The sequence below is a fragment of the Subdoligranulum variabile genome (genome assembly GCF_025152575.1).
In the GTDB taxonomy this organism is placed as follows: Bacteria; Bacillota; Clostridia; order Oscillospirales; family Ruminococcaceae; genus Gemmiger; species Gemmiger variabilis.
In genome coordinates this window covers 81374-107015 of the sequence record NZ_CP102293.1, presented here as the reverse complement: position 1 = coordinate 107015, position 25642 = coordinate 81374, and the positions used below count along the sequence as shown (strand labels likewise).

Here is a 25642-nt window from a genome sequence, read left to right as displayed (position 1 = left end):
AGGGAACCATGAAACTCATCAATATCGGCTTCGGCAACATGGTCAATGCGGATCGGGTCATCACCATCGTGAGCCCGGATTCGGCGCCGATCAAGCGTCTGATCCAGGATGCACGGGAAAAGGGCGCGCTGATCGATGCGTCCTACGGGCGGCGTACCCAAGCTGTGCTGATTATGGATTCCGACCATGTGATATTGTCCGGCATTGCGCTGGACAGTATCACAGGACGTTTTGCACAGGAAGAAAAGGAAGAATAAAAGGGGTTAGGCAGGATGAAAGGTGAAAAATATCTGTTCGTGGTTTCGGGACCGTCGGGAACCGGCAAGGATACCGTTGTGGCCAGCTTGCTGAAGAATCATCCGGAGATTCAGCATACGGTTTCGGCCACCACCCGTGCGCCTCGCGAAGGGGAAAAGGACGGAATCAACTACCACTTCATGTCGGTGGCTGATTTTGAGGATCACCTGGCACACGATCGGATCGTAGAGCACACGCAGTATTGCGGAAACTATTATGGTACGCTGCGCAGCGAGATCGAGACACGGATGGAGCGGGGCATTCCGGTCATTCTTGTCATTGAAGTGGAAGGCGCTGGTAATATCAAGAAGATGTATCCCGGGGCCACGACGATTTTTGTGCTGCCGCCGGATATGCAGGAACTGGAGCGCCGCCTGCGCAATCGCGGCACCGAGGATGAGGCGACCATCCAGCGCCGTCTGGAGCGTGCAAAAACGGAAATTGCCAACTCGGTGGATTATGACGAACATGTGGTCAACGTGCAGGTAGAAACCTGCGCCGAAAGTTTGTATTCCATCATTCAGTTCCGGCTGCAGCACGGGAAGGACGAATGACCCTGACAACAGTTCAGGTCGCGGTGGATAACGCGACAATTCATTTTGATAAACTGTATTCCTACCGGATTCCAGACGCACTGCTAGGGCGTGTCTGGCCCGGCAGCATGGTGTTGGTCCCTTTCGGGCGGGGAGACAAACCCCGTATGGCGGTGGTGCTCCGGGTGGAAGAGCTGGATGCCGGGGCGGCGCCCAAACGATTGAAGATGCTTCATGATGCCGCTCCGGAACAGACCAGACTGACACCGGATCTGCTGGAACTGGTTCACTTTCTCAAAGATCGGACTTTTTGTACCTGGTTTGAGGCAGTGAAAGCCGTGATTCCATATGGTGCACAGTATCGTGCGGCAGTGGTTGACGGCAAGCCGGTCATGCAGAGCAGACTCAGCCGTTCTACAGAACGGGTGTACACGCTGACAGGGGAACTGCCTCAGAAGCCAAAGCCCGGCCCGCGCCAGAAGGCGGCGGTGGAGGCTCTGCGCAAGGGGCCTCTCACCGCTCACCAGTTGGATGAGGTGGGGATCTCCAAAACTACGCTGGATACCCTTTGCGAAAAAGGTGTCCTGTCTGTGGCCGAACAGGACAAAGCGCTGGATCTTTTTGCGGATATTCCGTATGAGCCGCAGCCCATCACATTGGCGCCGGAGCAGCAGCGGGCCTTTGCGGCCCTTGCGCCGGATCTGGAAGATGGAAAACCCCATGCGGCACTGCTGCATGGAGTTACGGGCAGCGGAAAGACCATTGTCTTTCTGAAACTGATCGAGCGGACGCTGGAACTGGGGCGCAAGGCAATTGTCCTGGTGCCGGAAATCAGCCTGACGCCGCAGATGATCCGCCGGCTGAAATCTACTTTCGGCAGTCGCCTGGCGGTACAGCATTCGGCACTGAACAACACCGAGCGGTTGCTTCAGTGGAGGCTGATCCAGCAAGGGCACGCGGATATTGTGGTGGGGACGCGCAGCGCTATTTTTGCACCGCTGCAAAATATTGGCCTCATCATTATGGATGAAGAGCAGGAACATACCTACCAGAGTGAATCCGCGCCGCGGTATGATGCCCATGATGTGGCAAAAAAGCGCGCGGCGATGGAAAATTCCCTGTTGGTGTTTGCTTCTGCGACGCCGATGACCGAGACCTATCATGCGGCGGAAAGCGGCAAATACAAGCTGCTTACGCTTACGCAGCGCTATGGTGGACGTCCGCTGCCGCAGGTGGATTTCATTGATATGCGTGCGGAGCTGGCTGCCGGAAATCCCAGGGAAGTCAGCACGCGAATGATCCGTGAACTGCAGGAAAACCTTGAAAATGGCGAACAAAGTATTCTGCTTTTGAACCGGCGAGGTTATCATACGGTGGCCATGTGTGCGTCCTGCGGCCATGTACTGAAATGTCCCAACTGCAGCGTTCCGCTGGTATACCACAAGCCCCAGCAGGCGCTGATGTGTCATCATTGCGGGCATATCGTGCGTCCGCTGCCGCAGCTATGCCCGGAATGCGGCGGCAAGCTGAATTACAGCGGGTTCGGTACCCAGCGCGTGGAGGAAGAACTGGCAGAACTGCTGCCTGGGGCGCGGATTCTGCGCATGGATCAGGATTCCACAAACCAGAAAAATGCCCATGAAACCATGTTGGCGCAGTTTGGGCGGCAGGAATATGACATTCTGTTGGGAACGCAGATGGTGGCCAAGGGTCTTGACTTTGAAAAGGTTACGCTGGTAGGCGTTCTCGGTATTGACTCGCTTTTGTTCGGACAAGGGTTCCGCGCGTATGAAAGCGTTTTCAGCCTGGTTACTCAGGTAATCGGCCGGGGCGGCCGCGCTGCCTTGCCTGGACGGGCACTGATTCAGACAACTGTGCCCAATCATCCGGTGCTGCAGCTGGCTGCCGCGCAGGATTATGAAGCGTTTTACCGGGAGGAAATTGCGTTTCGTAAGTTTGGCCTGTATCCGCCTTTCTGCGCGTTTTGTGTGGTGGGCTTTGTGGGCGCCGCCGAGGGAACTGTGGCCATGGCAGCGCATCGTTTCGGCACGCTGCTGGCGGAACGGGCTGCACAGCATCCGCAGATTCCGCTGCGCCTTTTGGGGCCGGCCCCCATGGGGATTACGATGCTCAACGGAAAATACCGTTACAAACTGACTTTGAAATGCCGCAACAATGCGGCGTTTCGGTCACTTTTGCAGGAGACCCTGGATGCCTATGCACAGGAAAAACTGCCGCAGAAGGCATCGGTGATTTTGGACTTCAACTCCGATGGAGATTTGTAAAGATAACGGGAGGTAATTTGTATGGCACTTCGTACCATTGTACAGGACGGCGATCCGATTCTGAAAAAGGTCTGCCGCCCCGTCACGAAATTTGATGATCGTCTGAGAATTCTTCTGGATGATATGAAGGAAACGCTGCTGGCCGCCAACGGTCTGGGACTGGCCGGACCGCAGGTCGGTATGATGCGGCGGCTTTTCATCTGCCTGGATGAGCGGGACATGCCCGAGGAGGTTCCGGAAAACTACGAATACAAGTTCATTGAATTCATCAACCCGGAGATCCTCGAACTGAGTGATGAAAAGGTGGAACTCTATGAGGGCTGCCTGTCCTTCCCGGGACATAACGGCGCGATTTCTCGCTCCAAGCATGTGAAGGTGAAAGCACAGGACCGTCATGGTGAATGGTTCGAGATGGAAGCTGACGATATGTTGGCGCGCTGCATCCAGCATGAAAACAATCATCTGGATGGCATTACAATCATGGATCTGGCTACCCATTTCTATGAGGACGATTATCCCGAAGAAAACGAGGACTAATACATGAAAATCCTGTTCATGGGCACCCCCGATATTGCTGCCGAAAGTCTGGCGGCGCTGATTGACGCCGGACATGAGATTTGTGCGGTGTTTACCCGGCGTGACAAACCGGTAGGCCGCAAACAAATCCTGACAGCGCCGCCGGTCAAACAGCTGGCGGAGAAATATGGCATTCCGGTATATCAGCCGCGTACGCTGCGGGACGGCTCTTCCGATGATCTGATCCGTAGTCTGGCTCCGGATATTGTTGTCGTGGTGGCATACGGATGCATCATCCCGCCGCAACTTTTGCATGTGGCCCGGTACGGCTGCATCAATCTGCACGTTTCACTGCTGCCCAAATACCGTGGTTCGGCTCCCATCCAGTGGGCGGTGCTGAACGGCGATACCCGTACGGGGGTATCCATTATGCAGCTGGACGAAGGGCTGGATACCGGGGACGTGTTGATGGTGGAGCCTGTGGACATTGAGCCGGAAGAGACAAGCGGTCAGCTTTTTGATCGTGTCAGCGCCACCGGGGCAAAGACATTGGTGGCGGCATTGGAAAAGCTGCAGGCCGGGGAGCTGGAGCCGGTGCCACAGCAGCAGGAACTGGCTACGCTGGCGCCGCCGCTTACCAAGGATATGGCAAAGTTTGATTTTTCACAGACTGCAGCCCATATTCATAATTGGGTGCGCGGTATGAATCCCTGGCCGGTTGCGTGGTTTGTGCAAGACGGCAAGCGCATCAAAGTGCTGGAATGCCGGGTGGCCAAAGAAACTGCCTGTGCAGCGCCGGGAACGGTGCTTGCCCTGAAACCGCTGACGATTGCAGCGGCAGAGGGAGCGGTGGAGCTTCTGACGGTAACGCCGGAGGGCGGCAAGCCCATGCCCGGAACGGCCTGGGCGGCAGGCCGACGTCTTAAAGTGGGGGATAGCCTGTGACGCCGCGCCGTCTTGCTGTCAAGGCACTGCTGCACCAGGAACAGGCGGGATATGCCAACCTGGTGCTGGATGCCGAGCTGAAAAAGTGTACGCCCCCTCTGGAAGGCCGGGATGCAGCTTTCGCAGCGCGGATCTTTTACACCGTGCTGGAATATCAGCCATTGCTGGATTTTTTGCTTGATCGCTTCAGCAAGAAACCGGTTGCAAGGTTAGATGCACCGGTGCGGGCTATCCTGCGTGCAGGTCTGGCCCAGGCCCGGTTTATGGAAGTGCCGTTGCCGGCCGCTGTAAACGAATCAGTCAAACTTACCAAGGCAATGGGAAAAACAAGTGCGGCCGGAATGGTCAATGCTGTGCTGCGGCGTGCTGCTGTTTATCCGGTCAAAGAAAAGGATTTTGCTGATCCTTTGGAACGCCTGCAAATCTATGATTGTCTGTCCCGGCCGGTGGCGGCACTGCTGTACCAGGAATACGGGGAAGAGACCTTTGATTTGGCAGCGGCTTTTCGCAATCGACCGGTGTCCGCTGTGCGCGTGAATACGCTGCGTACGACGGATGAAGCGTTGATTCAGGCTTTGCAGGCAGAAGGCCATACGGTACGTCCAGGTCCGTGGCCTCATGCATTGCTGGTGGAGTTTCAGGGATCGCCGGCAGCAGGCAACTCCTTTGCGGAGGGGCACTACCACGTCCAGGGATTGGCCAGCCAGTTCGCGGCTCTTTCGCTGGCAGTGCGCCCGGGGCAGAAGGTATTGGATCTCTGTGCAGCACCTGGCGGCAAAAGCCTGACCCTGGCGGAAGAAATGCAGAATACCGGGGAACTCATCAGTGGGGAAGTGCTCCCCGGACGTGTTTCCCTGATCCAGAAGGCTTTTGAACGATGCGGTATACGTTGTGCCCGTGCGGTTCAAAATGATGCCACGGTTCCGCGCAAAGAGTGGGGAACCTTTGATCGCGTGTTGTGCGATGTGCCCTGTTCCGGGTTGGGCGTCATAGCCAAAAAGCCCGATATCCGCTATAAAGATTTGGATGGCATGGAGAATTTGTGCGCCATTCAGCAAAAAATCTTGCAAAATGGCGCGGATTCTCTTGCCGAAAACGGCCGTTTGGTGTATTCTACCTGTACAATCAATGTGCAGGAGAATCAAAAACAAGTCGAGAATTTTCTTTGTGACCACCCGGAGTTCCGTGTGGTTGCGCCAGAGTTGACGCTTCCGGGCATGGAGCAGGGACCCTTCGGAACCTTGTTCCTGCCCCATAAAACCGGAACTGACGGCTTTTTTGTAGCCATTTTGGAAAAACTTTCGACATAATTTTGGTTTATACTATATCATGGGAAAGGGGGAACTCCTGTGAGCGAGATGCGGAAAATCTGTTTGTCGGATTATACGCTGGCGGAACTGACTGCCTATATCGTGGGTCTGGGCCAGCCCAAATTCCGTGCCAAGCAGATCTTTAAATGGCTGCATCAGAAGCTGGTGACGGAGTTCACCCAGATGACGGACCAGCCCAAGACGCTTTTGGCGGTGCTGGAGGAGCAGTGTACCATTGCGGTACCGACGATCCGCCGCAAACAGCAATCCAAGGATGGAACCGTCAAATATCTGCTGCAGCTGGCAGACGGGAACTGTATTGAAACGGTTCTGATGCGGTATAAATATGGCAACACGGTATGTGTTTCCACGCAGGTGGGGTGTGCCATGGGATGCCGTTTCTGCGCCTCTACCCAGGCTGGCCGCGTGCGGGACCTGACGGCGGGGGAAATCGCAGCAGAAATCTACACGGCGCAGAAGGATTCCGGTGAGCGTGTTTCCCACATCGTTCTGATGGGAATCGGAGAACCGCTGCACAATTTTGACAACGTGATGGATTTTCTGGAGATTATATCCTGCCCGGAAGGCGTCAATATTGGCATGCGCAATATCAGCCTTTCCACCTGCGGTCTGGTCCCGAAAATCGATGAACTGGCCAAACGGCACCTGCAGCTCACCTTGTCAGTTTCGCTGCATGCGCCGGACAATGTGACCCGTTCCGGCATGATGCCGGTCAATGATGCTTATCCGTTGGAGGAGCTGATTCCTGCCTGCCGCCGGTATCAGAAGGAAACAGGGCGTCGTATCAGCTTTGAGTATTCCATGGTGCGCGGCGTCAATGATAGTTCGGAGATGGCACAGAAATTGGCCCGGCTGATCCATGGTATGGGTGCGCATGTGAATCTGATTCCCATCAATCCGGTGGATGGCAGTCCCTACTCCGCAACGGATGAGGCCAATGTGCGCCGCTTTCAGCAGGAATTGGAGCATCTGGGGGTCAACGCAACGGTGCGTCGGCGCTTGGGAACGGATATCAGCGCCGCCTGCGGACAGTTGCGCCGTGAAGATGCGCAGGCTTCCACCTGAAACAATCAGTATCCGGGAAAGTCCGGAATTTGTAATGAATTACACCAAGGAAAGGAACATCCTGAATGAAGATCGCCGCGATCACCGATATCGGCAGTTGTCGCCAGGAAAATCAGGATAATTACTGTGCGCAGCAGCTGGCGGGCGGTACGGCCTGGGGGATTGTATGTGACGGCATGGGCGGTGTGAATGGCGGACGGATTGCCGCCCGTATTGCCACCGATACCATGCAGCAGTACTTTGCCCGGCAGATGCGCGCTTTGCAGCCGGGCGGAGAAAAAAGCTTTATTATGCGGGGGTTTGATGTTACAAACCGCGCGGTCTATGATAAGGCAACGTCGGATCCTGAAATGCTGGGTATGGGGACGACCGGTGTCTGTGCCTATGCCGGAAACGGATACGCACATATCGTGCATGCGGGCGATTCCCGAGCGTACCTGTACCACGAGGGGGAACTTCGCCAGATCACGCGGGACCATTCGATGGTCCAGCAGCTGGTGGACAGCGGACAGATCACCCGGGAGCAGGCTTCTCTGCATCCGCAGAAAAATCTGATTACCCGGGCACTGGGCGTGGCGGCCAACATCGTACCGGAATACAACCGCTGTGAGATAGAAGCCGGGGACATTCTGCTCCTGTGTACGGATGGCCTGACGAATATGATCCCGGACGGTGAGATTGCACGGGTTCTGAAGGAAGTGCCGTTCTTCGATGCGACGAATATTCTGGTAGACCGGGCTTTACAGGCCGGTGGTCAGGACAACATTACGGTTTTGCTTATGGGCGTGGAAACAACGGAGGTCAACAATGGATAATCTGATTGGGAAACGACTGGATGGCCGGTATCTGATTCAAAGCCTGGTCGGCGTCGGCGGTATGGCCAACGTGTACCGTGGTGTGGACGAGAAGACCGGCAATGCCATTGCAGTTAAGGTATTGAAAGAAGAATTCCTGGACAATGAGGAACTGGTTCGCCGCTTCAAGAATGAATCCAAGGCGATTTCTATTCTGGATCACCCCAACATCGTCAAGGTGTATGATGTTTCTGTCACCGATAAGCTGCAATATATCGTGATGGAATATGTGGATGGCATCACGCTGAAGGAGTATCTCAAACAGCGCGGCGGCGCGTTGACCTGGAAGGAAACGGTGCATTTTGCCACCCAGATCCTGGGGGCGCTGCAGCACGCACACTCCAAGGGAATCATTCACCGCGACGTCAAGCCGCAAAACATTATGCTGCTGGCGGATGGTTCCATCAAGATGATGGACTTCGGCATCGCCCGCTTCTCCCGGGCACAGAGTCAGACCGTCAGCGATAAGGCCATCGGTTCTGTACACTATATCAGCCCCGAGCAGGCCAAGGGCGACAAGACCGATGCACGCACCGATATCTACTCGGTGGGCGTTATGCTGTATGAGATGCTTTCGGGGCGGCTGCCTTTCGATGGCGACGGTGCGGTATCCATTGCGATCATGCAGATTTCCGATAAAGCCAAGCCGCTGGCACAGGTAGCACCGAATGTGCCCGAGGGACTTCGGCAGATCACCGAAAAGGCGATGGAGAAAGATCCGGCCAAGCGCTACCAGAGTGCACAGGAAATGCTGGAAGCCATCGAGGCATTCAAGCGCAATCCTTCGGCACGTTTTGAGTACGAATATCGCAACACCCAGGATAATCCGGAAAAGAGTATCAACCGAGTGGTAAACAACGTGAAGTCCAACAACAAAACCAGTAATATTCGGACCGGGGAAGCCCGCCGCGTGGGAACGTCCAACCCGGGACGCAGCAAATCTTCCAGGAAGTCTCGCAAGGAGAAAAAGCCTTTCTCTGTGCTGCCGATTTTCTTTGGCATGGCGGTTGCCTTTGTCATCGGCGCTGCGATTCTTGTGTATCTGATCTTCACCAATTCCAGTAACCTTCTGTTCTCCAACCGGGCAGATGTGACCATCATTAACTTCGTGGGTATGACGCTGGATGAATACCGTGCTTCGGACTATAATACACTGCTCAAGCTCCAGGAGGCGGAAGAATACAATTCCACCTATCCGGCTGGCACCATCATCCGGCAGAATCCCAAAGCGGGACGTACGGTGAAAGAGGGCCAGAAAATCACGCTGACTGTGAGTCTGGGTACCCAGTATGTGACGATTCCCGAAACCAAGAATATGGTGGCGGAAGATGCAGAGAAGACCCTGAAAGATATGGGGCTCAACGTGCTTCAGAAGCCGATGCAGGATAATACGGTGGCAAATGGTGCGGTCATTTATACCAGCCCGGCTGCAGGCGAAACGGTGGAAGGCGATTCTACCGTGATTCTGTATGTCAGCCGCGCTGTCATCAGTAACACCAACTATGTGCCCAGCGTTACCGGCAAGACGCTGGATGACGCCAAGAATGACCTGAAGGTCCTAAACTTCTCGGTTCGTACCATCGAGCAGGCCAGCGAGGAGCCGGCCGGCACCGTTCTGAATCAGTCTCCCGAGGCCGGTACAGAGGCGCGCGTCAGCTCCATCATTACGCTGGTGGTCTCCACCGGTGTGCCGGAGCCCCCTGCCGAAACGCCTGCTCCCAGCACCGACGGAACCATACAGGAAAGCTGGTGGTGGAGCAGCGACGGCAGTCATCAGATCCATCAGTATCCTGACGGCTCCATGGTGAATGAAAATGGCGTCCCGTGTGACGCACAGGGCAACCCCATCTGACGTATGGCGAGGGCAATGAAGTATATTACCAAAGGCATCGGTGGATTTTACTATGTCCGGACACCGGACGGAATCGTGGAATGCAAGGCAAGAGGCATTTTCCGGAAACGCGGTATTACGCCCGTGGCGGGAGACAATGTAGAACTTTCGGCCGATGGTTCCATGATCGACGAGATTCTGCCGCGCAAAAATGTGTTTGTCCGCCCTCCGGTGGCCAATCTGGATGTGCTGTTCATCGTGGCCAGTACCACCCAGCCGGTTCCGAGTACATTGGTGCTGGATGAACTGGCGGCGGCGGCCATATATAAAGACGTGCAGCCGGTTTTTGTGGTGACCAAGGCGGATCTGGCAACGGCGGACAAACTGGCCCAGGATTATGCAACCAGTGGGATTCCGCTGATTCAGCTCCACTATGAAACGGGCGAAGGGCTGGATACCATCCGTGAATATATCCGGGGACATCTTTGCGCCTTCTGCGGCAACTCCGGCGTGGGCAAGTCAACCCTGCTGAACGCTCTGGCTCCGGAACTGAAACGGGAAACCGGCCAGATCAGTCAAAAGCTTGGACGTGGCCGGCATACCACCCGGGAAGTGGAGATTTTTGAGGTCTGTGGTGGACGTCTGGCGGATACGCCGGGCTTTGCGAGCCTGGAAGCACAAAAGCTTTGCCGTATTCCCAAAGAAGATCTGCAGCATACCTTTCCGGATTTTGAACCCTATTTCGGACAATGCCGGTTTACTGGATGCTCGCATCGCAGTGAAACAGGCTGTGCGGTGCGTGAGGCCGTGGACCAGGGAAAAATCAGCAAGACCCGGTATGCCAGTTACCTGACCATGTATGAAGAAGCCAACGCCCGGAAAGAGTGGGAAAAATGAGCAAACGTGCCGTTGTGTTTTCGGCAGTCCCCATTGGAACCGAGATGGCTGCCTATCTGCGGCCGCAGGATTTCATTGTGGCCTGCGATGCAGGCTATCGCAATGCAGCCAGACTTGGGGTTCATCCGGATCTGATCGTCGGGGATTTTGATTCGGCGCCACAGCCTGTAACCGACAGAGAGACCATCGTGCTGCCGCATGTCAAAGATGACACGGATACCCAGTTTGCCGCGCGCTGGCTTGTGGAACACGGATTCGACGAGGTGGTCCTGCTTGGCGCGTTGGGCGGCGCCAGGGTGGAACATATGTTTGCGAATATTTCCACAGGGCTGTACCTGGCGTTGCAAGGCGTCGAGGTTATTCTGGCTGATGCCAGAAGTGAAATGCACTACCTTTTGCCGGAACATCCGCTGGATCTGGAACACAGAGACTGGATGTACCTGTCTGTCTTTGCGCTGGGGCAGCCTATGACAGGTGTCACGCTGCGGGGGGTGTACTATCCCTTGCAGGATGCGACTCTGTCGGAGTTGGATTATCCGTTGGGCACAAGCAATGAGTTCGTTGCCCCTACCGCCCACCTGGAGTGTGTGACCGGACATGGTCTTGTAGTGCTGACCCGGTCGGACGGGTAACACAACACACCTGTTCCCGCATAGTATGGCATACATCACGCGACGAAAGTGAGGTGTATGCCATGCATGTGGTCGTGGTCCGCTGCCCGCGCGCACTGCGCTGGCTGCTTCGTGCAGCGTTCAAAGTCTGAAGTCTTCTTTACGCAATCCCTGCCGCAAGGCAGGGGTTATTTTTTTGCCCTGCCGCATATACATGCACCAGACAGCCAACCAAGCGATCAATGGAAAGGGGCAATCAAACATGGAACTTAAGGTGTTTAAAGACACCATAGCTGCCTATGGAGGCCGATGGGAAACACGGCTGGAACTTCCGGTGGAAACGGAAATTCTGATTCCGGATTATCTGCCGGCGGTGTTCAAGATTGTTAAATGCCTGATGGAACCGGTCGTACTGCAAAATCGCGTGACAGCAAGCCGCTGGCAGGTGGAAGGGTATCTGCGTTGTACGGTCTATTATCAAAGCGAGGAGCCGGGGTGCCGGTTGTACCGTACTGAGCAGAAATTTGCCTTTGAAAAGTCGGTCGAGCTGCCGGAAGGATTGTACGCTGAGGGACCGGCGCAGCTTTGGGGAGAACCGGAGTACTGCAATTGCAGAGCGGTCAGCGAACACCGCATTGATCTGCGCGGAGCGTACATCCTGTGTGGCGCGGTGCTGCTCAGTAAGGAGTGTGAATTGCTGACTTCCCTGGCGGACTGCGGCATCGAACAGAGAACCCGGGAACTGGATGGGCTGCAGCGCATTGCAGCGGAGGAAAAGACACTTACCGCCGAAACAACTCTGCAGATTCCGGATGTGGGAGAAGCGGTGCTGGACATTGGGGGCAATTTTTCTTTGGGAAGCGCTACTCTGCAAACCGGTCAGGCCAGTGTACAGGGGACGCTGCAGATGCAGGTGTGCTATCAGGCGGCCGATTCTGAGGAGCTGGAAGTCCGGCAAAAGGAAATTCCCGTACAGCAGACAGTGGAACTGCCGGGGGCGGCAGAAGAGGACACTTGTATTGCCTGGGGAAAGGTAATGGCCTGTACACTCACTGCCGCCGATGTCAGCGGAGAAGCGGTGCTGAATATTACCTGGAAATTGCATTTGGAGGTCTGGCATCGAGCTGCCCGAACCGTGGTGGCGGATGCCTATTCGACTGTCTGCCAGACGCAGACGATCCAGACGGTTTGTAAACTGCTGAATCAGACGGCAGATTTGGGGGGGCGCACCAGCGTTGTGCTGGAAGATGAACTGCCGGACCCCGAAGTGACCGTCAAGGGCTGCTTCGTCAGCCTGGGGAACGCCATACCCGTGGCGGAGGAAAATGATAAGGAGGGAAAATTTTCCTTACAGGGAAAAGGAACCGCTCATGTTTTCTGTGCGGATGCCCGCGGAGAACTGACGTGCTATGATAAGTCCTTTACATGGCAGCCGGAAGGCAGCTGGAACGGAACAACAGCCGATGCATGTGTGTGTATGGGGGCCTCGGCGGCACGGGTTTCCAGCTCCAAAAATGGTGGAAGGCTTCGTGTGGAACTGGAGGTTGAAACCCAGGGCATGCTGCTGCAGGCAATGGCTTGTGAGGCGCTCTGTGAAGTGGAGCTGGGGGAAGAGTATGCGGAAGGAAAGGACGGGCCAGCGCTGTACATTTACTACGCGCAGACGGGGGAACGTGTATTTGATATTGCCAAACGCTACCATGCGCGAGCAAAAGATCTTGTGGCGGCCAATCGTTTGGAAACGGACGGTCAGGTTCCTCAGGATCTTACAACGGGAACAGCGTGCCTGCTGATTCCGGCGGCGCTGTAAAGGAGGAACGACTGTGACCCAGGAACAAATTTATCAGAACATTGCGCAGCGCACCGGAGGTGACATCTATCTTGGCGTGGTGGGCCCGGTACGCAGTGGCAAAAGCACATTCATCAAGCGGTTCTCCGAGTTGATGCTGCTGCCGCACATTCAAAATGATGCCCGCCGTGCGCGCGCCAATGATGAATTGCCGCAGTCGGCCGCGGGGCGTACCATTATGACCACCGAACCGAAGTTCATTCCCGAAAAAGCTGTCACCATTGAATTATCCGGGGGAGGAAGCTTTCGGGCGCGCCTGATCGACTGCGTCGGGTACATGGTCGAGGGCGCATTGGGACACGAAGAAAATGATGCACCGCGTCTGGTCAAAAGCCCCTGGTTTGATCATGAAGTTCCTTTTGACCTGGCGGCGGAGACCGGCACCCGTCGGGTGATCCGGGAGCACGCCACAGTCGGCGTCGTTGTTACGACGGATGGATCAGTGGCCGATTTGCCCCGGGAAGCTTATCGGGAGGCGGAACAGCGCATTGTGGCCGAACTGGATGCCATCGGTAAACCGTATATCATTTTGCTGAACTGTGCCGAACCAGAGTCTGATGCGGCTCAGCAGTTGGTAGCCCAGATGAGCGAACTGTACAATCACACCGTGTTCCCAGTCAATTGCGTAACCATGACGGCAGAAACTGTGGATGGTCTGCTACAGAAGCTGCTGTACGAATTTCCGGTGCGGGAAATCGCAGTCCATATGCCCAGCTGGGTGACGATGCTGGAGTCCGGGCACTGGCTGCAAAATGCTGTATACACGGCCATGCTGGAATATGCGGGAACTGTTCATAAGATGGCGGATGTGGCCGGCCGGCGGCCGCAGCTGGACTGCGAGTATATCGTGAGTACCTCCCTCACGGGGATGGACCTTTCTACCGGCAGTGTACGCATCACGGCCGGAATTGCGCCGGATATCTTTTACAGGATTCTGGGGGAACAGACGGGGCTGGAAATCGTGGATGAGGCAAGCCTGCTTCCCTGCGTGGTAAGCCTGGCCCGCGCTAAACGAGCCTACGACAAGATCAAGTCGGCATTGGATCAGGTGGAGGCGACTGGCTATGGAATCGTAATGCCGGGCATTGACGAACTGACGCTGGAAGAACCGGAGATTGTCCGGCAGGGGGGACAGTACGGGGTTCGTCTTTCGGCCAGTGCGCCCAGCCTGCACATCATGCGTGCCAATATCCATACGGAACTTTCTCCCACGGTGGGCAGTGAGCAGCAGGGGGAGGAACTGATCAAGAGTCTGCTGTCTGACTTTGAGACCGACCCCGGAAAATTATGGAGTACCAATATTTTCGGAAAAAGTCTCAATGAACTGGTCAGCGAGGGCGTGCAGGCCAAGCTGCTGCATATGCCTCAGGAAGCAAGAAATCGACTGCAGGTTACGCTGGAAAGGATCATCAACGAAGGCTGTGATGGTTTGATCTGTATTTTGCTGTGAGATGGGGGAGAGGCCTGTGTTTAAGCGAATGACCCGCCAGGAAAAGGAACGCCGCGCGGTACAGGGAGAACTTAGGGAAGCCATGCAGGCGTTGCGTGCCAACGAAGTGGCTTTTGAGGAGGCACAGGACCCGTTTTACATCGAACAGCTGACTTATCAGCATGCGGCGCTGATGTGCCGATGCCGTGCCTTGCTGCGGGTGCTTCGTTCGGGAGGTGAAGATCCTTGAACAGTTGGTGGTGTCTGGTGGGGGCAGGTGTTTCTTTGGTAGTGGTAGGCCGTTGTGCGGCACACCAGCGCCATCCGCTTCGCGCACTGCTGGGAGCCGCCATCTGCGGTTTGGGCACGTTGGCGCTGCTGGCGCTGCTGGAACCGCTCACCGGGGTAGCACTGCCGCTCAATCGCCTTACCGGATTTGTTGCCGTAGTACTGGGGATGCCGGGGGTGATTGCACTGTTGCTTTTGCAACTGCTTGTGTAGCACTTGCCAAGAGAATGATTTTATGCTATACTAAGCCGAAAACGAGTGGAACATACGGCGGCGGGACAGCTCGCAAGAGCTGCCTGAGGAAAGTCCGGGCTTCACAGAGGCGTAGCAACTGCTAACGGCAGCCGGGGGTGACCCCAGGGATAGTGCAACAGAAAGAAACCGCCGTGCTTTGGCACGGTAAGGATGGAAAGGCGAGGTAAGAGCTCACCAGCGCACTGGCGACTTTGCGGCTATGTAAACCCTGCTTGAAGCAACATCCGTATGGGACATTATGCGGAGCCTCGCGCGTCCCGGTGATGGCGTGAGCCTTGCGGCGACGCAAGGCCAAGATAGATCGTCGTTTGATACAGAACCCGGCTTACGGTCCAGTCGTTTTTTATGAACGTTCCGGCACGCCCGCAGCGTCACTGCGCGGGGGTGCCGTTTTTGTTGTCCGAAGGTACCAAACATTGGGTTTGCATCGCCGGAGGCTTTGTGTTATAATACCCACATATGGGTGCAAAAGGAGGACGCACGAAGCAATGGAACTGCACTATGTCGTGCCGTCCGAAGCCGAGGGCCAGCGTCTGGGGCTTTTTTTGCGTACCTGCGGCGTGACTGCTGGGCTGATCAAGTCGGTCAAACACACGGGTCAAGGCTTTTTTGCTGATGGTCAGGCGCTGCATACCGACCAAAAAGTTCACGCAGGGCAGTGTATCACGTTTGCTTTGCCGCCGGAACCGGCTACCAGTGTTATACCCCAGCCGATTCCTTTATCCATTGTGTATGAAGATGAATTTGCTGCGGTGTTGGACAAACCTGCCGGGTTGGCAGTTCATCCTACATTGAATTATCCGGACCATACCCTGGCCAATGGCTGGATTTATTATCTGCAGAGCCAGGGAAAAAACGGTGTGTTTCGGCCGGTCAACCGGATTGATAAAAATACCAGTGGCCTTGTATTGTGTGCTCAGAATGCTTTCGCTGCTCCGCTTCTGGCGGGACAAGCGAAAAAATGCTATCTGGCCATCGTACAAGGGTCCCTGCCGCTGGGACCGGGACGGGTTGAGGCACCGATCGGCAGACGAGGAGATTCCATCATCGGCCGCTGCGTGACGCCGGAGGGAAAGTACAGCCTGACAGAGTATACAGTGCTGGCTGCAAGTGCGGAGCACAGCCTGGTGGCGTGTATACCGCGCACCGGCAGGACCCACCAGATTCGGGTGCATATGGCCTACATAGGCCACCCGCTGGCGGGAGATACTCTCTACGGCGGAAATATCCGTCGAATCGGGCGGCATGCGCTGCACTGTGCTGTACTGCATTTTGTCCATCCTGTTACCAGGAAACCGATTCGGGTATCCTGCCCAATGCCCTCCGATATGGAGGGGTTGGCGCAGGCTAATTATCTGCTTGACGGATGGTCATTGGATCAGTTCTGAACGTTTCATGCAGAGGAAATAACGCCTCGTCTTTGCCACGTTGTTACGCGGAAAGGAGACCCCGTACTTTGAATTCCACCCAGACTGATAAACAACCCAATCAGAAAAAGAAGAGCGGTCTGTCCCAGCGTCTGGATGACTGGCGCTGCAAGCGGACGGTTCGTTCCTGGCATCGCAGGAAGAAGCGTGCCAAACGCCGGCGTCATATGTCAGGCCTGCTTGATAAGATTCCCTATGCCTATGTGATCGGCGATTTCCTGTACATGGTCGGCTTTTGGGTCGAGTATGCGGGCGTTTGTGCGTGGCGAAAGCTGCGGGGAATTGTAGGTGCCATTGCGGCTACCATCGGCAACCTTTTGCTGATGATTGTACGGCCTTTTGTGTTGGGCATCCTGACCTTTATTGAAGATCTTACCAGCCCGTTTACCAGGATGGCTTCGGGAATCCGCCATATCCGGGAATTGCCGGATGTGTTGGAAGAAGAAGACGCCGGACAGATTCGCGCAGCCAAGGTACAGTATTTCCGCCGTGGCGTCAAAAAATATTACCCGGTGGTCTGGAACGCCATTACATATTTCCTGCCGGCGCTGGCAGCAGCAGCCCTGATCGTGATTGTTCGCAATGGACTGAATGTTCGCTTTGTGCTCAATGTTCAGGTGAACGGCGAGAGCGTAGGATATGTGGCCAACGAGCAGGTGTTCGAGAACGCACGGGATGATGTGCAGTCCCGTATCAATACGGCCAAAAGCATGCTCATCGAGAGCGGCGCCAATGTGCCGGATACACAGTGGGATGTATCGCCCACTTACACACTGGCGGTTTCCGGCCAGACAATGACCGAAAGTGAAATCGCCAACGCTATTTTACGCACGGCCAGCGATGAGATCATTGATGCCACGGCTGTTTACATCGATGGGGAACTGCGTTTTGTCACTACCGAAGGTGACCATCTGCGTACCTATCTGGAAAGCATTAAGGAACCTTACGAAGATACCACGGATCCCTCGGTCTATACTGCTTTTGCCCATGAGATCCGTTTGCTGGACGGTGTGTATCTGAATGAATCCATCAGTTCCTACTCAGATATCATTCAGGAACTGAACGCCGGTTCTGGTATCCAGACTTATACGGCGGTGGATGGCGATACGGTCCAAAGCATTGTGGATGCGACAGGCGTTTCCTTCGATTCCCTTGCGCAGATGAATCCTGAACTGCTTACACTGGATCAGGAAGTGGATGCGGGTACCGAGCTGATTACCGGTGCCGCATCGGCGGAACTGCTCAAAGTCAAGGTGGTTCGCCGTGAGACCGAGACGGTGGCAATTCCTTTTGATACGCAGAATACAGATTCTTCGGAATACGATTTCGGGAAAGTCGTGACACTCCAAGAAGGGGAAGACGGCTCGGAGGATGTCACTTACGAAGTAACCATGATTGACGGTGTGGTTACCGACCGGCAGGCAATCTCTTACACGGTGACCAAAGCGACTGTTCCGGAAATTACGGTGACCGGCACTCGCCTGAAGAGTGGCATGGTGGCACAGGTCGGTTCCGGCAGCTTTATCTGGCCGGTTCCCAACTACACCTACGTCAGCCGCTGGATGAGCAGTGGACACCGTGGCGCAGATATCTGCGCCCCCTATGGGACCACAATCATTGCCTCGGACTCCGGTACGGTGGTGGCAGCCGGCTGGCACTACTCTTACGGTAACTACGTGGAAATCGACCACGGCAATGGCTACAAGACCCTGTATGCACATATGTCTGCCATTGCGGTCACACAGGGGCAGGCGATCGCACAGGGCGACAAGATTGGTGAAGTGGGATCGACCGGCAACTCGACCGGCAATCATTGCCATTTTGAAATGTTCTATAACGGCAGTCTGTTCAGTGCCCAGACTTTGTTCCCCAACATGTAAGCCCGCTTAAAAAAGTGGCTGTACACCGTCAAACACTGGCACTTTTTCACAAAGTTTTTGCATTTGTGATAGGGGATACTTTTCAAATAGTGTATAATGGTGTATAATGAGACAAAGTGCGCAAAGATCTACCGATGGAGGGACTCCGTTCGGTATATCGCACAAAGGAGAGCTACATTTGGAAAAATTTGTGATCCGCGGGGGTAACCCGCTGCATGGCGATGTGAACATCGGCGGCGCGAAGAACGCTGCGGTGGCCATTTTGCCTGCCACGATTTTGGCTGCTGATAAATGTCTGATCGAAAATTTGCCCTGCATCAGTGACGTGATGGCGTCGCTCCAGATCCTCAGCGAGCTGGGGGCCAGCATCCGCATGGTCAGCCGCAGTACCTACGAGATTGATACCACCCATATTGATTGCACCGAGGTGTCCAACGAACTGTCCCGTCAGATGCGTGCCAGTTATTATTTCCTGGGTGCGCTTTTGGGACGTTTTGGTACCGGGCAGGTTGCCATGCCGGGCGGCTGCAACCTGGGGCCTCGGCCCATTGATCAGCATCTGAAAGCGTTTACCGCTTTTGGCGCAGATGATTCGGTCGAATACGGTCAGATTCACGTGAAAGCCGACAAATTGCTCGGTGCCCATGTTTTCTTTGACACAGTATCTGTAGGTGCCACAATGAATGCCATGCTGGCTGCCGTGTTGGCGGAAGGCACGACGATTCTGGAAAATGTGGCGCGTGAGCCGCACATTGTGGATCTGGCAAACTTCCTGAATATGATGGGAGCCGATGTGCATGGCGCCGGCACGGATGTGATCAAGATTCATGGCGTCAAAAAGCTGCACGGTTGTAATTATGCCATTATTCCGGATCAGATTGAGGCAGGCAGTTATATGGTGGCAACGGCTATCACCAAGGGCGATGTGATGCTGCATAACATTATTCCCAAGCATCTGGAGCCCATTACCGCGAAGCTGCGGGCGGCCGGATGCACCATTCAGGAGTATGATGATGCGCTGCGGATCACCCGCACGGGGGCGCTTAAACCGCTGAAAGTCAAGACGATGCCTCATCCGGGATTCCCCACCGATATGCAGCCGCTGATGACGGCCCTGTTGACACTGGCGGAAGGAACATCCATCGTGACCGAGGGAATCTGGGAAAACAGATTCCGTTATGTGGATGAGCTGATTCATATGGGGGCTAACATTCAGGTGGACGGTCAGGTCGCGGTGATTGAAGGCGTGAAAGAGCTTCGTCCTGCGCCGCTGCGGGCTACCGACCTTCGTGCCGGCGCTGCTATGGTGGTCGCTGCTTTGGCAGCCAACGGAGTGAGCGAGATCGACGAGACAATCCATATTGAACGCGGTTATGAGAATATTGTAGAGAAATTGCAGTTGCTGGGAGCGGATATTCGCCGGGTCGAGATTCCGGCCAATGCCATTACCCGCGCTATCTGAAAAAGGTCAGTGGGCCGCCCAACGGCGGCCCACTTTTTATGGGTTGAGAGCAAAAGGAAACTGTTTTATGGCATTATTTACCACTTTGTATTCGGGGTCTTCCGGGAATTGCGGTTTGGTGATGCAGGATCGGTCATATCTGCTGGTCGATATGGGAAAGAGCTGCCGCACGACTTTGGCGGCATTGCGCAAACTGGATCTGGCAATCAGCGATTGTGCGGGCATCCTGGTTACCCACGAACATTCGGATCACGTAGCCGGATTGGACACCTTCTTGAAGAAATATCCGGTTCCTGTATATGCACGGGCAGATACGCTGGAGGTACTGGAATCTCGGGGCACATTGCCTCCGGCGGTGGAAGGAATTGCGGTAGACGGTGGCCAGACCATGGATGTGGGACATTTCCGGGTAACGGCTTTCCCTACCAGCCATGATGTCCCTTGTTGCGGCTACCGAATTATAACGCCGGATCAGCATCGTATGGCCATTGCCACCGACTTGGGGGTGCTGACGCCGGTGGTGGAAGACAATCTGATGGGGTGCGATCTTGTGGCGCTGGAAGCCAACTATGACGCGTTCAGCCTGCATGGCGGACCCTATCCTTATTATCTGAAAAAACGCATTGCCAGTGATCGGGGGCACTTGGACAACAAAGCCTGCGCGGCGGCAATTTTGGACCTGATCCAGGAAGGCTGCAAAAAGTTCGCCTTGTGCCATCTAAGCCAGACAAACAATTCTCCGGAACTGGCCTTGACCACCGTTTACAATGTGTTGCTGGCGGCGGGGATTCAGCCAGGACGTGATGTGGTGGTCCAAGCACAAACGCGCAATGACATCAGTCCTTTCCTGGAATTTTAAGGTGGGGGATGTTATGCAGAATGTGGATCTGATTTGTGTGGGGAAACTCAATGCCAGTTATTTTGCAGCTGGTGTGGCAGAATACCAGAAACGACTGGGAGGGTTTTGCAACTTCCGTATTCTGGAGTTGCCGGAGGTCACGATTGCAGATAAGAACGCAAGCGACAAGCAAATTGCCAAAGCGCTGGAAAAAGAGGGCGAGGCAATTTTACATGCAGTTCGGAAAGGTGCTTATCTTGTGGCGCTCTGTGTGGAAGGCAAGCAAATCTCCAGCGAAGAGTTGGCAGACTTGTTGGCTCAACGGGCGGGAAGCGGCGCGGGGGATGTAGCATTTGCGATTGGCTCTTCCCATGGATTGGATGAACGCGTCAAGCGTGCGGCGCAGGCCAGAATTAGTTTGGGGCGCATCACCTTGCCCCATCAACTGGCGCGGCTGGTCTTGACAGAGCAACTGTACCGTGCCTGCACCATCAATGCTGGTATGAAATATCATAAATAAAAAATGCCCTGCACGATTTCGTGCAGGGCATTTTATCATACAATCAATACTTCAGCAGGCTGATGGAATCCTTGTACGGAGTCTCCGTAGAGTTCTTCATCTTGGCCTCATTCTTGTACTTGTTGAGCATAGCCGCGCTCTTGGCGGGATCTGCCAGCGTGCCGGCACCGGCGATACAACCGCCCGGGCAAGCCATGCCTTCCAGCAGATAACCGTTGTATTTGCCGGCCTTGGCCATGGTCATCATCTTGCGGCAATCGGCCAGGCCCTGGGCGTTGGCAACTTTGACCTCGCGGTCGGGATCCATCTTCTTGATGGCGTTGACAACGGCCTGGGCCACGCCGCCGGAAGCAGCAAAGCCACGACCATCGGCACTGGCGCTCTCAAAGGCATCTTCGGGACTGTTGGGCAGGGAAGCGAAGTCGACTTCCTTGGCTTCAAACAGACCCATCAATTCCTCGAAGGTAAGAACGAAGTCCACCTCACTGCGGACAGAACGACGGCTGGCCTCCAGCTTTTTGGCGGAGCAGGGACCCACGAAGCAGATGCGGGCATCCGGATGATCTTTCTTGATCAGACGGGCAGTCAGCACCATGGGGGTCATCGTCATACTGATGCAATCTGCATATTCGGGGAAGAGTTTCTTGGCCATAACGCTCCAGGCGGGGCAGCAAGAAGTGCCCATGAAGGGATGCTTGGAGGGGACCTCTTCCATGAAATCTTTGGCTTCATCAATGGTGCACAGGTCGGCGCCGATGGCGACCTCCTCCACGTCGCAGAAGCCCAGCATCCGCATGCCTTCCTTGAGCTTGGAAGGAGTCATGCCGGGGAACTGATTGATGAAAGCAGGAGCCACAATGGCAATGACTTTGTCACCGCGCTTGATGGACTGTACCAGCTGGAAGATCTGTCCTTTATCCACGATGGCACCAAACGGGCAATTGACAAGGCACATGCCGCAGGAAACGCACTTGTCGTAGTCGATGTCTGCGCGGCCATACTGGTCGGAGTGGATGGCACCCATACCGCAGGCGGCAGCGCAGGGACGCTCCGTCTTGACGATTGCGCTGTAGGGGCAGCTGTTGACGCAGCGGCCGCACTTGACGCAGAGACTCTGATCGATGTGGCTCTTTCCGTTGCGGAAGCTGATGGCGTGCTTGGGGCAGACTTCCTGGCAGGGATGGGCAAGGCAGCCCTGGCACATGGCAGTGACCTTGATGATCTTCTCCGGGCAGCGGTTGCAGGCAAACTTGATGACGTTGATCAGCGGCGGTTCGTAGTACTTATCCGCAATGACGCTGTGCTCGAGACCTTCGCTGGCGGGAACGCTTTCATCCAGAGGGCGCAGGGACAGGCCCATAGCCAGACGAATGCGCTCCGAGATGATGGCTCTCTCCAGGAAAATGCTGCTGCGCAGAGAACCTTCTTCGCCGGGAATGATCTTGTAGGGCAGCTCGCGCATCAGATTGGCGTAGTCAGACATTTCGTTGACTTCGTACGCCATGCGCGCGACTTCGGTGAACACCTTGCGACGGATATTCGTAACGGGGGTGTAAATACCTCTCATTGTGATTGCTCCTTCTTCATTTGCTCCGATTTCTCCAAAAAGACGCGACCTGAGCGGGGTATAACCGCTCCTGTTAAAATTTTACCAAAAAGACACTCGTTTGGCAAGAGGCACGGCAACAAAAAACAGGGAAAATACAAATTATTTTCCCTGTTTGCCAATTTTATTTTGATTGATTCTGTTTTGGTGACTTCTTATCTTTATCGGAAAAGTGTGGCCCGGCAACGTTTGCCGTCCCACTCACCCAATGTGACCTGGACGATGTCGCCTGTGTGATGATCGGGGGCGGTGACAAGGACCGGAAGATACTGCTTGGTATAGCCGGTAAACAGGGTGGCGGAAAGCGGTGTTTCCAGTAGTACCTCAGCGGTACGGCCCTGCATTTTGACAGCCTCCTCGGCGCGCACGGCTTCTACGGCGGCGGTCATCCGGCGGCTGCGGTCCTCCTTCTCATGCTCGGGAATCTGGTCCGGAAAATCGTAGGCGGGGGTGCCTTCGCGGCGGGAGTAGGGGAAGACGTGCACCTTGAGAAAATGCTGGCCTGTTACAAAGGCCATGCTGGCCTCGAAGTCCTCCTCGGTCTCTCCGGGAAAACCGACAATCACATCGGTGGTGAAACTGACATTTTCAGCGCCAAATGCATGCCGGAGCTTGTCAGCGATTTTGGCGAACTGTGCAGTGGTATAAGGGCGCCGCATGGCCCGCAGCGTTTTATCGCAGCCACTTTGCAGGCTGAGATGGAACTGAGGACAGAGTTTTTTCACCCGGGAAAGGCGCAGAATGACTTCATCATGCAGCATGTCGGGATCCAGACTGCCCAATCGGAGCCGTTCCACGCCCGGTACGGCGGCGGCCTTTTCTACAAGCTCCACCAGGCTGGTCCCGCTGTCTGTACCGTAGCTCGGCAGACTGATGGCTGTCAGGACGATCTCCTTATACCCGGCTTCGGTCAGCCGATGCAGTTCCTGCAGGATGCTGCTTTCCTCTCTGCTGCGCACAGGACCACGAGCGCGGGGAATCACGCAATAGGCGCAGCGGCGGTTGCAGCCGTCCTCCACTTTGACAAATGCGCGGGTGTGCTCAGCAAATTTATCCATGGGAAGCTCTTCAAAACGTTCGCCCTTCTCGTGAGGGCGGATATCGATTACCCGCTCCTGTTCGCCGTTCAGTACCATTTGCACGTCGTGCAGAATGGACCGGCGGTTCCCGGAACCGGTTACCACGTCAGCCTCGGCGATTTCAGAGGCTTCCTCAGGAAAAGCCTGCGGATAGCAGCCTGTCAGCACCGTGACTGCGCCGGGATTTTCCCGCTTGGCACGCCGAAGCCATTTGCGGCTTTTCTGGTCGCCGAAGTTGGTTACGGTGCAGCTGTTGACCACATAGACATCCGCTGCCTCCTCGTTGGAAACAACGGTGTACCCGCTTTCTTCAAACAACTGCGCCAGGGCGCCGGTTTCGTTCTGGTTTACCTTGCAGCCCAAGGTATAAAATGTTACCCGCATGGTGATGGTTCCTTTACAATCAAAAGTGTTCAATAGCGCCCTTATTATAATGGAAACGCCATAAAAGCGCAATACTAAAACCGAAACACCCCGCATAGCCTTAAACAAAGTCAATTTGCAGCGGGGGTGTTGTTGCAATGAAAAAGCGTACCGTGACAATCCTATTGTGTCTGGCACTGGTGCTGTTCTCGGTATTTCGGGCGTATGCCGAAGCGGATTCTGCCGTGACGGTTCCGGCAGAGGTGACGCCGCAGGCGCAGACAATTACACCAGCGGGAACCAGCGAGTTTGACGTTCCCTGTGAAGCGGCGATTCTGGTGGATGAAGATTCCGGTACTGTGTTGTATGAAAAAAATGCAGATGAACAGCGCCCCATTGCCTCCATCACCAAGGTGATGACGCTGCTGTTGACTTTTCAGGCGCTGGAATCCAGGAAAATCAGCCTGGAAGACAACGTCCCTGTCAGCGAACATGCCTACAGTATGGGGGGCAGTCAGATCTGGCTGGAGCCCGGGGAACAGATGACGCTGAACGATATGCTGAAAGCGATCTGTGTTTCCAGTGCCAACGATGCGGCCGTAGCGGTGGCGGAGTTTGTAGGGGGCAGCGAACCGGCGTTCGTGCAGATGATGAATGAAACCGCTGCGCAGCTGGGCATGACTTCGACGCACTTTGAAAATGCCTGCGGCCTTGACCAGGAGGGACATCTTTCCAGTGCCCGGGACGTGGCCATCATGAGCCGGGAGATGCTGCTGCACCATACCGAGGTCCGGGACTACTGCTCGATCTGGACCGATACCCTGCGCAATGGTGCAACACAGCTCGTCAACACCAACAAGCTGCTCAAGAGCTATAACGGCATTACGGGCCTCAAAACCGGTACGACCAGCAAGGCGGGGGTGTGCATTTCTGCCAGTGCGGAGCGCAATGGCCTGCGTCTGATTGCGGTGGTTCTGGGGTCGGCTTCCGGAAAAGAACGTTTCCAGGCCGCTACTGCGTTGCTGGACTACGGCTTTGCCAACTTTGAGAATATAACGGCAGAACTTCCGGACGATGCACCGCAGACGATCCCGGTAACCCGTGGCACCGCCGATGCTGTTGCTCTGGAATATGATACACCGCAAAAATGCCTTGTGCCAAAAGGGCAGGGGGAAAACCTGCGGATTGAGGTGGAGCTGCCGCAGACCTTGCAGGCTCCGGTGAAGGCGGGAAGCCAGGTGGGCACCGTGCATTGGATGGATGGAGAAGCTGAATTGCAAACATTTACCATTACTGCAGCACAAGACGTAGAGGCGTTGAGTTTTGGGTATTGTTTCGGGCTTTTGGTGCAGAGTCTTGCCTTATCCGACGTTTAATTTGTGCAATGTTCATGAAAAAGTCGAAAAAAATACCGGACATTTGCTTGACAATACCGACGCAAAACGGTATCATGAAGACAATCAAAACATAAAGGAGGGGCA

Annotated in this window: 23 protein-coding genes and 1 other RNA gene; 22 read left to right on the top strand and 2 right to left on the bottom strand. The window is 55.2% G+C overall.

Annotated features, from left to right (window positions below; genetic code table 11):
• Positions 1-8: 8 nt before the first annotated feature.
• From NQ490_RS00480 to NQ490_RS00380, 21 genes are all read left to right on the top strand, one after another.
• A complete protein-coding gene (locus NQ490_RS00480) occupies positions 9-257 on the top strand; it encodes a DUF370 domain-containing protein (RefSeq protein ID WP_007046818.1) in 249 nt (82 codons plus the stop codon).
• 15 nt (positions 258-272) lie between these two features.
• Positions 273-851 (top strand): guanylate kinase, encoded by a 579-nt coding sequence (gmk, locus tag NQ490_RS00475; protein ID WP_007046817.1) that lies wholly within the window; start codon positions 273-275, stop codon positions 849-851.
• Positions 848-3115, top strand: coding sequence for a replication restart helicase PriA (priA, locus tag NQ490_RS00470; RefSeq protein WP_007046816.1), 2268 nt, complete (start codon positions 848-850; stop codon positions 3113-3115). Before gmk ends, priA begins: the two co-directional genes overlap by 4 nt.
• 21 nt (positions 3116-3136) lie before the next feature.
• The gene (gene def / locus NQ490_RS00465; protein ID WP_007046815.1) at positions 3137-3652 is read left to right on the top strand and encodes a peptide deformylase; all 516 of its coding nucleotides are present in this window, start codon (positions 3137-3139) and stop codon (positions 3650-3652) included.
• Positions 3653-3655: 3 nt separating this feature from the next.
• Entirely contained in the window at positions 3656-4576 is a 921-nt protein-coding gene (gene fmt, locus NQ490_RS00460; protein ID WP_007046814.1) for a methionyl-tRNA formyltransferase, read from the top strand.
• Positions 4573-5886 (top strand): 16S rRNA (cytosine(967)-C(5))-methyltransferase RsmB, encoded by a 1314-nt coding sequence (gene rsmB / locus NQ490_RS00455; RefSeq protein WP_007046813.1) that lies wholly within the window; start codon positions 4573-4575, stop codon positions 5884-5886. Before fmt ends, rsmB begins: the two co-directional genes overlap by 4 nt.
• A gap of 48 nt (positions 5887-5934) precedes the next feature.
• A complete protein-coding gene (gene rlmN, locus NQ490_RS00450) occupies positions 5935-6972 on the top strand; it encodes a 23S rRNA (adenine(2503)-C(2))-methyltransferase RlmN (protein WP_007046812.1) in 1038 nt (345 codons plus the stop codon).
• Positions 6973-7037: 65 nt separating this feature from the next.
• Positions 7038-7787, top strand: coding sequence for a Stp1/IreP family PP2C-type Ser/Thr phosphatase (locus NQ490_RS00445; RefSeq protein ID WP_007046811.1), 750 nt, complete (start codon positions 7038-7040; stop codon positions 7785-7787).
• On the top strand, positions 7780-9678 hold the full coding sequence (pknB, locus tag NQ490_RS00440; RefSeq protein ID WP_007046810.1) for a Stk1 family PASTA domain-containing Ser/Thr kinase: 1899 nt from the start codon (positions 7780-7782) through the stop codon (positions 9676-9678). The genes NQ490_RS00445 and pknB overlap by 8 nt, the downstream gene beginning before the upstream one ends.
• A gap of 15 nt (positions 9679-9693) precedes the next feature.
• On the top strand, positions 9694-10554 hold the full coding sequence (gene rsgA, locus NQ490_RS00435) for a ribosome small subunit-dependent GTPase A (protein ID WP_147644668.1): 861 nt from the start codon (positions 9694-9696) through the stop codon (positions 10552-10554).
• A complete protein-coding gene (locus NQ490_RS00430) occupies positions 10551-11186 on the top strand; it encodes a thiamine diphosphokinase (protein ID WP_007046808.1) in 636 nt (211 codons plus the stop codon). The genes rsgA and NQ490_RS00430 overlap by 4 nt, the downstream gene beginning before the upstream one ends.
• A gap of 241 nt (positions 11187-11427) precedes the next feature.
• On the top strand, positions 11428-12975 hold the full coding sequence (locus NQ490_RS00425; protein ID WP_040917665.1) for a DUF3794 domain-containing protein: 1548 nt from the start codon (positions 11428-11430) through the stop codon (positions 12973-12975).
• A 13-nt stretch (positions 12976-12988) separates the two neighbouring features.
• Positions 12989-14464 carry a stage IV sporulation protein A gene (spoIVA, locus tag NQ490_RS00420; protein WP_007046806.1) on the top strand — a complete coding sequence of 492 codons (1476 nt, stop codon included), beginning with the start codon at positions 12989-12991 and terminating at the stop codon, positions 14462-14464.
• A 16-nt stretch (positions 14465-14480) separates the two neighbouring features.
• The gene (locus NQ490_RS00415; protein ID WP_147644667.1) at positions 14481-14693 is read left to right on the top strand and encodes a hypothetical protein; all 213 of its coding nucleotides are present in this window, start codon (positions 14481-14483) and stop codon (positions 14691-14693) included.
• Positions 14690-14944 (top strand): pro-sigmaK processing inhibitor BofA family protein, encoded by a 255-nt coding sequence (locus NQ490_RS00410; RefSeq protein ID WP_007046804.1) that lies wholly within the window; start codon positions 14690-14692, stop codon positions 14942-14944. The genes NQ490_RS00415 and NQ490_RS00410 overlap by 4 nt, the downstream gene beginning before the upstream one ends.
• 42 nt (positions 14945-14986) lie before the next feature.
• Positions 14987-15329: RNase P RNA component class A (gene rnpB / locus NQ490_RS00405), an RNA gene on the top strand.
• A 145-nt stretch (positions 15330-15474) separates the two neighbouring features.
• Positions 15475-16374: an RluA family pseudouridine synthase gene (locus NQ490_RS00400; RefSeq protein WP_007046803.1), complete on the top strand. Its 900-nt coding sequence runs from the start codon at positions 15475-15477 to the stop codon at positions 16372-16374.
• Between the two features lie 68 nt (positions 16375-16442).
• Positions 16443-18293: a peptidoglycan DD-metalloendopeptidase family protein gene (locus NQ490_RS00395; RefSeq protein ID WP_040917663.1), complete on the top strand. Its 1851-nt coding sequence runs from the start codon at positions 16443-16445 to the stop codon at positions 18291-18293.
• Between the two features lie 178 nt (positions 18294-18471).
• Positions 18472-19755: a UDP-N-acetylglucosamine 1-carboxyvinyltransferase gene (locus tag NQ490_RS00390; RefSeq protein WP_040917662.1), complete on the top strand. Its 1284-nt coding sequence runs from the start codon at positions 18472-18474 to the stop codon at positions 19753-19755.
• A gap of 121 nt (positions 19756-19876) precedes the next feature.
• Positions 19877-20614, top strand: a complete 738-nt coding sequence (locus NQ490_RS00385) for an MBL fold metallo-hydrolase (RefSeq protein WP_007046800.1) — start codon at positions 19877-19879, stop codon at positions 20612-20614.
• Between the two features lie 13 nt (positions 20615-20627).
• The gene (locus tag NQ490_RS00380) at positions 20628-21113 is read left to right on the top strand and encodes a 23S rRNA (pseudouridine(1915)-N(3))-methyltransferase RlmH (RefSeq protein ID WP_007046799.1); all 486 of its coding nucleotides are present in this window, start codon (positions 20628-20630) and stop codon (positions 21111-21113) included.
• 43 nt (positions 21114-21156) lie between these two features.
• On the opposite strand, the gene NQ490_RS00375 is transcribed toward NQ490_RS00380, so the two are convergent.
• Together NQ490_RS00375 and mtaB are read right to left on the bottom strand one after the other, a co-directional pair.
• Entirely contained in the window at positions 21157-22680 is a 1524-nt protein-coding gene (locus NQ490_RS00375) for a 4Fe-4S dicluster domain-containing protein (protein WP_007046798.1), read from the bottom strand.
• Positions 22681-22880: 200 nt separating this feature from the next.
• Positions 22881-24182 carry a tRNA (N(6)-L-threonylcarbamoyladenosine(37)-C(2))-methylthiotransferase MtaB gene (mtaB, locus tag NQ490_RS00370; protein WP_040917659.1) on the bottom strand — a complete coding sequence of 434 codons (1302 nt, stop codon included), beginning with the start codon at positions 24180-24182 and terminating at the stop codon, positions 22881-22883.
• A 137-nt stretch (positions 24183-24319) separates the two neighbouring features.
• On the opposite strand from mtaB, the gene NQ490_RS00365 reads away from it, so the two are divergent.
• Positions 24320-25537: a D-alanyl-D-alanine carboxypeptidase family protein gene (locus NQ490_RS00365; RefSeq protein WP_007046796.1), complete on the top strand. Its 1218-nt coding sequence runs from the start codon at positions 24320-24322 to the stop codon at positions 25535-25537.
• The last annotated feature ends 105 nt before the right edge of the window (positions 25538-25642 follow it).

Bases quoted from the DNA above. Each gene is read 5' to 3' on its own strand.
- NQ490_RS00445 (WP_007046811.1), top strand. From the start codon at position 7,038: ATGAAGATCGCCGCGATCACCGATATCGGCAGTTGTCGCCAGGAAAAT.
- NQ490_RS00365 (WP_007046796.1), top strand. From the start codon at position 24,320: ATGAAAAAGCGTACCGTGACAATCCTATTGTGTCTGGCACTGGTGCTG.
- NQ490_RS00430 (WP_007046808.1), top strand. From the start codon at position 10,551: ATGAGCAAACGTGCCGTTGTGTTTTCGGCAGTCCCCATTGGAACCGAG.
- mtaB (WP_040917659.1), bottom strand. From the start codon at position 24,182: ATGCGGGTAACATTTTATACCTTGGGCTGCAAGGTAAACCAGAACGAA.
- NQ490_RS00385 (WP_007046800.1), top strand. From the start codon at position 19,877: ATGCAGGATCGGTCATATCTGCTGGTCGATATGGGAAAGAGCTGCCGC.
- priA (WP_007046816.1), top strand. From the start codon at position 848: ATGACCCTGACAACAGTTCAGGTCGCGGTGGATAACGCGACAATTCAT.
- NQ490_RS00375 (WP_007046798.1), bottom strand. From the start codon at position 22,680: ATGAGAGGTATTTACACCCCCGTTACGAATATCCGTCGCAAGGTGTTC.
- gmk (WP_007046817.1), top strand. From the start codon at position 273: ATGAAAGGTGAAAAATATCTGTTCGTGGTTTCGGGACCGTCGGGAACC.
- def (WP_007046815.1), top strand. From the start codon at position 3,137: ATGGCACTTCGTACCATTGTACAGGACGGCGATCCGATTCTGAAAAAG.
- NQ490_RS00400 (WP_007046803.1), top strand. From the start codon at position 15,475: ATGGAACTGCACTATGTCGTGCCGTCCGAAGCCGAGGGCCAGCGTCTG.
- rlmN (WP_007046812.1), top strand. From the start codon at position 5,935: ATGCGGAAAATCTGTTTGTCGGATTATACGCTGGCGGAACTGACTGCC.
- fmt (WP_007046814.1), top strand. From the start codon at position 3,656: ATGAAAATCCTGTTCATGGGCACCCCCGATATTGCTGCCGAAAGTCTG.
- pknB (WP_007046810.1), top strand. From the start codon at position 7,780: ATGGATAATCTGATTGGGAAACGACTGGATGGCCGGTATCTGATTCAA.
- rsgA (WP_147644668.1), top strand. From the start codon at position 9,694: ATGAAGTATATTACCAAAGGCATCGGTGGATTTTACTATGTCCGGACA.
- NQ490_RS00480 (WP_007046818.1), top strand. From the start codon at position 9: ATGAAACTCATCAATATCGGCTTCGGCAACATGGTCAATGCGGATCGG.
- NQ490_RS00425 (WP_040917665.1), top strand. From the start codon at position 11,428: ATGGAACTTAAGGTGTTTAAAGACACCATAGCTGCCTATGGAGGCCGA.
- NQ490_RS00380 (WP_007046799.1), top strand. From the start codon at position 20,628: ATGCAGAATGTGGATCTGATTTGTGTGGGGAAACTCAATGCCAGTTAT.